This window comes from Cohnella nanjingensis (assembly GCF_014212125.1).
Lineage (GTDB): Bacteria > Bacillota > Bacilli > Paenibacillales > Paenibacillaceae > Cohnella > Cohnella nanjingensis.
The window spans coordinates 1-4915 of the sequence record NZ_JACJVP010000072.1 but is presented as its reverse complement, the minus strand read 5'-3'; the positions used below and the strand labels follow the sequence as shown (position 1 = coordinate 4915).

Annotated in this window: 6 protein-coding genes and 1 pseudogene; 5 read left to right on the top strand and 2 right to left on the bottom strand. The window is 49.5% G+C overall.

The genetic code is table 11. The features are described 5' to 3' along the window. Positions 1-252, top strand: a pseudogene (locus tag H7C19_RS32420) (4-hydroxybenzoate synthetase); the annotation flags it as partial. Positions 253-255: 3 nt separating this feature from the next. Then, positions 256-459 carry a hypothetical protein gene (locus H7C19_RS32415; RefSeq protein ID WP_185673230.1) on the top strand — a complete coding sequence of 68 codons (204 nt, stop codon included), beginning with the start codon at positions 256-258 and terminating at the stop codon, positions 457-459. A 95-nt stretch (positions 460-554) separates the two neighbouring features. Here H7C19_RS32415 and H7C19_RS32410 read toward each other — a convergent pair whose 3' ends face one another. Together H7C19_RS32410 and H7C19_RS32405 are read right to left on the bottom strand one after the other, a co-directional pair. Further along, positions 555-833 (bottom strand): hypothetical protein, encoded by a 279-nt coding sequence (locus tag H7C19_RS32410; protein WP_185673229.1) that lies wholly within the window; start codon positions 831-833, stop codon positions 555-557. Between the two features lie 114 nt (positions 834-947). Further along, complete coding sequence (locus tag H7C19_RS32405; RefSeq protein WP_185673228.1) at positions 948-1241, bottom strand: hypothetical protein; 294 nt, start codon at positions 1239-1241, stop codon at positions 948-950. 234 nt (positions 1242-1475) lie between these two features. Between H7C19_RS32405 and H7C19_RS32400 the strand changes: the two genes are divergently transcribed. From H7C19_RS32400 to H7C19_RS32390, 3 genes are all read left to right on the top strand, one after another. Then, positions 1476-1865 carry a hypothetical protein gene (locus H7C19_RS32400; RefSeq protein ID WP_185673227.1) on the top strand — a complete coding sequence of 130 codons (390 nt, stop codon included), beginning with the start codon at positions 1476-1478 and terminating at the stop codon, positions 1863-1865. 310 nt (positions 1866-2175) lie between these two features. Beyond that, positions 2176-3519 (top strand): phenylacetate--CoA ligase family protein, encoded by a 1344-nt coding sequence (locus tag H7C19_RS32395; RefSeq protein WP_185673226.1) that lies wholly within the window; start codon positions 2176-2178, stop codon positions 3517-3519. 33 nt (positions 3520-3552) lie between these two features. Then, positions 3553-4791: a phenylacetate--CoA ligase family protein gene (locus H7C19_RS32390; RefSeq protein WP_221469595.1), complete on the top strand. Its 1239-nt coding sequence runs from the start codon at positions 3553-3555 to the stop codon at positions 4789-4791. The last annotated feature ends 124 nt before the right edge of the window (positions 4792-4915 follow it).

Here is a 4915-nt window from a genome sequence, read left to right as displayed (position 1 = left end):
GGGATTGGAAAAGCAATCAGCACAATGGGTTTGCAGACGTTCAGAAAAGTGCTTGATTCCGGGGCGAAGAATGGGGAAGAAGCGGTCGATCTGTTCCAAAAACCGATCCGGCTTCGTTTTCCGGAACTGCGCGATAAAGTGCCTTATAAAAAATACTCGATTTATTTCGGACCCGAGCCGGGAATTCAGCTGCTTGAATATTTTAATCCGAATGTCGTCAGACACCTTTTAACCAATCTATCGGAGGGATGAATCATGGGTGACGAAGCAACGAAAGAGCAGAAGCAAGAAAGAAAGCATTTAAAGGAAGCGGAGAAGGCAAAAGTAATAGAACAGGAGCACCTCGAGAAACAAGCTTGCAAAGCGGAAAAAGCAAAAGCAAAAGAACAGAAGCAGCTCGAGAAGCAAGCGCGGAAAGGGACAGAAGAAGTGCAGAGCGATGAACCGAAAGAAGAGTAGGGGAAAAGGCTGACTCAAAAGGAATTCCGTCCCAAAGAGTCAGCCTTATTTACCATACTCCTTCGTTGATTCGCGCTGAAGGAGCTTTACTCAAGTTATTGTTTTTTCGCTTTTTCTTTCATATGTTCAACAATATCCATTCCAGACTTTATCATCTGTTCACCGGCATGCTGTACGCCGCTTTTAACGGCCGAGATCAATTTCCCTATTAAAATATCGGATGGCTGATCCGATTTTTCTGCAGCCTCCATGATTTTCTTGCCGGTTACATTCGCACCGCCGCTAACAGCTTTTGCATAGCTGCCGGCGAAACGGAAGAATTCTTGCTTGATTTCGCCAAAAATCTTCGAGGAATTCTGACTACCCTCTGGCATTTGCTTCACCCCCTTATGAAAGCAAAGCGTTCGGTCTATCGGGATGCAACGGTGTCGCGAAGCATGCGGATCGTACGATCTTGGGGAGAAGAAGCGGCAGCTTCATGGAGAAGCTTAAGACCGCGCCGCCCCCACTTTTGCTGCTCTATCGGGTCGTGCATCGTCTTTGCCAGCAGGATCAGGATGCTTTTGCTCATACGGGGCAGCGATCAACTCCGCTTCCGGCTCATCATCCAGCAAGGGGACGGAATGAATTTCTACAGAATGCATTTTGCCGTCCATAAATAATTTAATCAATGCAACAATTACGCCCACTACAAGAACAAAAACAATTACGCCGCTTAACGTTAATCCAAGAATAAAAATCATTTTATCTGCAAATCCCATGTTCTTGATGTTCAATTTCATTCTCACTCCCTCTGTCTGTTACAATCGACCATTTTGCGTTCATTATATGTATAGGCTTCCGCGATATTATGGGTACACGCACATTGTTCGGATGAATTCCGCTTCAGTCCATTTCGCGGCTGCAGAGCGGCACATAAGAATAGGAAAGAAAGAGCTGATAGAGAGGCCGTATGGCTCGTGGGGGTTGTCCGGGACCGGAGTGTTGTTGTTGAACATATACGGGGAGGAGTAACTATGGATCATAGTCAAAATAAACTTGAATCTGATCAAAGGCAAACCGATGCCGCGGAGCTTCCGAACTCCAATCTGAACAAGAAGGAAGACATTACTACGATTGAAGAAAATAAATCGGTGGAGATATCGGAGGCGGCTACGAAAGCCGACCCGGAGTGGAGGCAGTTCGTTCAGCAAGAACTCGAAAGCATGCGGAACCCGGAAAAAGCGGAGCAGGATCGTACACGCAAAGAGACGTCGTCGCTTCCATCGTTAGATCAAGCCTTAGGTCTCATCATCGAAAAAATACCCTTCGAACGTTTAATCGATTCGACGATTCGGTATTTCATAAAGAAGCAAAAGCCAAAACCAAAACCAGAGAGAAGGGCGAACAAGCACCGAAGAAAGTGATACCGAAGATGAGACGATCGGAGATGGGCGGAGGGGATTCGTGAATCAGTGAGAGCATCTCGTTTGGAAAACCACTTCACTAGGAAGTGGTTTTTTAGTTTTGGCATTTGTTTGTTAGGATATTTGCGATCTCCATCGCGCGGCTGGATGAAATAATCAGTTTATTGAAAATGTGCGTCTGTCTGAGTCAAGCTTTTGCATTCGCGCATTCAATTAATGATAAACCATAAGCGCAGTGCTGATTTCCAATCGGTAAGGCGGGCTACAAAGCCGGAGGAATGAATGATATTAGCTGCCTAGGAGGGTTTTTATGAAATCGCAAACGCATAAGATGACCGTATCTATTGACGAGCATTCATCCCATCTGGACCCGTTCAAGGATTTTTATAAGCAGTTGGACGATGAAGGAAGAACCATTGAAAAGCTGTCTCGGCAAAGAGTCGAAGACTATCAGTTGAAAGCCGTTAACGCTACGCTTGCTCACGTTTGGAACAAGAATGAATATTACCGTTCGCAGCTGGAAGAAGCGGGCTTCAAGGAACCGAGAATCGAAAGTCTGGATCAATTAGCATCGGTACCGCTGCTCAAGAAAGACGTTATCCGAGGAGATAAGCAGAAGATCTTGTCCGTCGATCCGAAAGACATCGGTCAGGTTCACCTTACTAGCGGAACTTCGGGGAAGCCGATTTATACCGCCTACACGTTAGCTGACCAGTATATATACGATTTGCTGCCCAAATATTTGGATATATTCAAGGAGTCGGACGAGGATGTTGCGGCCATTGCGCTGCCGTATGAGTTTGCGCTGCCCGGTCTCGGTTTTCAGCGTTTGTTCCAGTTTGCGTTCGGAACGGGGGTGCTGTCGCTAGGCAAAGGGGGATACATGGCTCCCGTCGATAAGTCATTGGAGCTGATGAAGGAATACCAAGCCACGGTACTCGCTACTACTCCTTCCTATGCGGCGCTTCTGGTGGAACAAAGCGAGAAGTACGGTATCAGAATAGGTGAAGATATCCGACTCAAGAAGATTTGGCTGACCGGCGAAGGGTGCTCCTCCACCTTCCGCGAACGGCTCGAGAAATGGTGGGGCTGCGAAGTGTCATTCTTCTACGGCTCGACCGAGTGCGGGGGCGTGGGCGTTGAATGCAGCGAACACAGAGGGTATCACGTGATGGAAGGACATGTAAAGGTAGAAATCATCGATCCGGTTACGGAAAAGCCGCTTCCGTACGGCAAAACCGGAGAGATCATCGTGACGACGCTGCTGCGCGAAGGAATGCCGATGGTGCGTTACCGAAGCGGAGATATGGGCTATTTGCAAAAGTCCAGATGCACTTGCGGGATCACGATGGACGTTTTGCACCTGAGAGGCAGAATGGAGAGCATGCTGCGATTGAATGGCGAGGACTATTCCCCGTTCTTACTGGAACACTTCCTTATGGAAATTCCGGATGTGGGCATGTGGTATCACTTCAAGCTGAATCAGGGCGTTCTTAAGATCGAAGCCGAGCCGTTTCGGACCCCATTAAGCGACGAGCAATTGGCAGCGAAAATCCGAAAGCATATGGCCGATCGGATCGGGATCGACTGCCAAGTCGAAATCAGACACGACATTCCCCGTTCTTTCGGCAAAGCGACCCGAGTATTCAATTAGACTCTACCTCAGAAACAGGGGAGGAGGCGCTGCATGATAACTGACGAGAAACGGGAGCGTGAGCATAAGTTCAAGGATTTATTGGCGCGTCTTGTCAAATCGCCTTTGTACAAAGATAAATTATCGGAATGCGGCTTGAACGGCATGGGGTTGGATCGGATCCAAACACTGCCGCTCACGACAAAAGAAGATCTCCGAAAAGCCGGCGCTTTCGGTCACCTTGCCGTCGAAATGAAAGAGGTTGCGCAATACCACGAATCAACGGGCACGACCGGAGAGCCTTCCTCCTCCTGGTTCACCCAAGAGGACTTGGGGATTGGCGGAAGACAGCTGAAGGAATGCGGGGTTCGGTTGACAGCCGAAGATCTGGTGCTGATCCGCTTTCCATACGCGATGTCGCTACCCGCATTCTTGATGCAGCAAGCGGCATGGCAGTCGGGAGCAGGGATTGTACCCGCAAGCGGACGCACCGTTGTTACGCCATACCCAAGAGTGCTGCAGCTCATGGAGCGCCTTCGCGTCACGGTATCAGCCGGGCTCCCGCGAGAGTTTGAGCTCTTGGCCGAAACAGCGCGTCTGATCGGTTCGACGCCGAGCGAGCATTTTCCGGCTTTACGGGCCATTTGCGTTGCCGGAGAATTAATGAGCGCCAAGCGCAAGGAGCATATAGAGAAGCTGTGGGGTGTGCCTGTATTTAATATGTATGGCTCCACGGAAACCGCCAATATCGCTACGATGTGCGAATACGGCGCGATGCATATCGTGGAACGGGATTTTTACGTCGAAGTGCTGCATGAAGACGGTTCAGGCCCCGTTGCTCAAGGAGAGAGAGGGTATGCGGCGATTACGACGCTTTCCCATCATGGATCTCCTCTGCTGCGATACTTTAATGAAGACATCATTTCTGTCGAACATTCCTTATGCGCTTGCGGCAGAACGGGGGGCAAGCTGACGCATTACGGCAGGAGTAAGGATCGAATCCGTTATGGCGATACCGTCCTGGACGCCGCGGACCTCCAAGAAGCCGTATATTCTTTGTCTCCTGCTCCGGATGCCTGGAAGGCGATTTGCCAAGAAAACGGGCTGCACGTTCTTCTTGACTCGCATGATTCCGGGAAATGGTCGGAAGAGGCTATCCGTTCTCATCTATCCGGGAAGCTGCGAGTGCCGGTCACCATAGAGATCGTTGACGACTTCAGGCTGCTTGACCGTGTCGAGCTTGTGAAAAACGTCCCGTCGACAAAGCCGGTATATGTTCAAAAATACAGTTGAAGTAAACACGTACGAGCGCGAAAGGGATTGGCCGATGCGCAAAAGGGAATTTTGGAGCGTAAGCATGAGTGGGTTGGAAAAGGTTCCCGCCGTTGGCCGAAAGGAAGGGAGTGCTCGTATGAGT

Excerpts from the sequence above, each read along its gene's own strand:
- H7C19_RS32415 (WP_185673230.1), top strand. The coding sequence starts at position 256 with ATGGGTGACGAAGCAACGAAAGAGCAGAAGCAAGAAAGAAAGCATTTA.
- H7C19_RS32410 (WP_185673229.1), bottom strand. The coding sequence starts at position 833 with ATGCCAGAGGGTAGTCAGAATTCCTCGAAGATTTTTGGCGAAATCAAG.
- H7C19_RS32405 (WP_185673228.1), bottom strand. The coding sequence starts at position 1,241 with ATGAAATTGAACATCAAGAACATGGGATTTGCAGATAAAATGATTTTT.
- H7C19_RS32400 (WP_185673227.1), top strand. The coding sequence starts at position 1,476 with ATGGATCATAGTCAAAATAAACTTGAATCTGATCAAAGGCAAACCGAT.
- H7C19_RS32395 (WP_185673226.1), top strand. The coding sequence starts at position 2,176 with ATGAAATCGCAAACGCATAAGATGACCGTATCTATTGACGAGCATTCA.
- H7C19_RS32390 (WP_221469595.1), top strand. The coding sequence starts at position 3,553 with ATGATAACTGACGAGAAACGGGAGCGTGAGCATAAGTTCAAGGATTTA.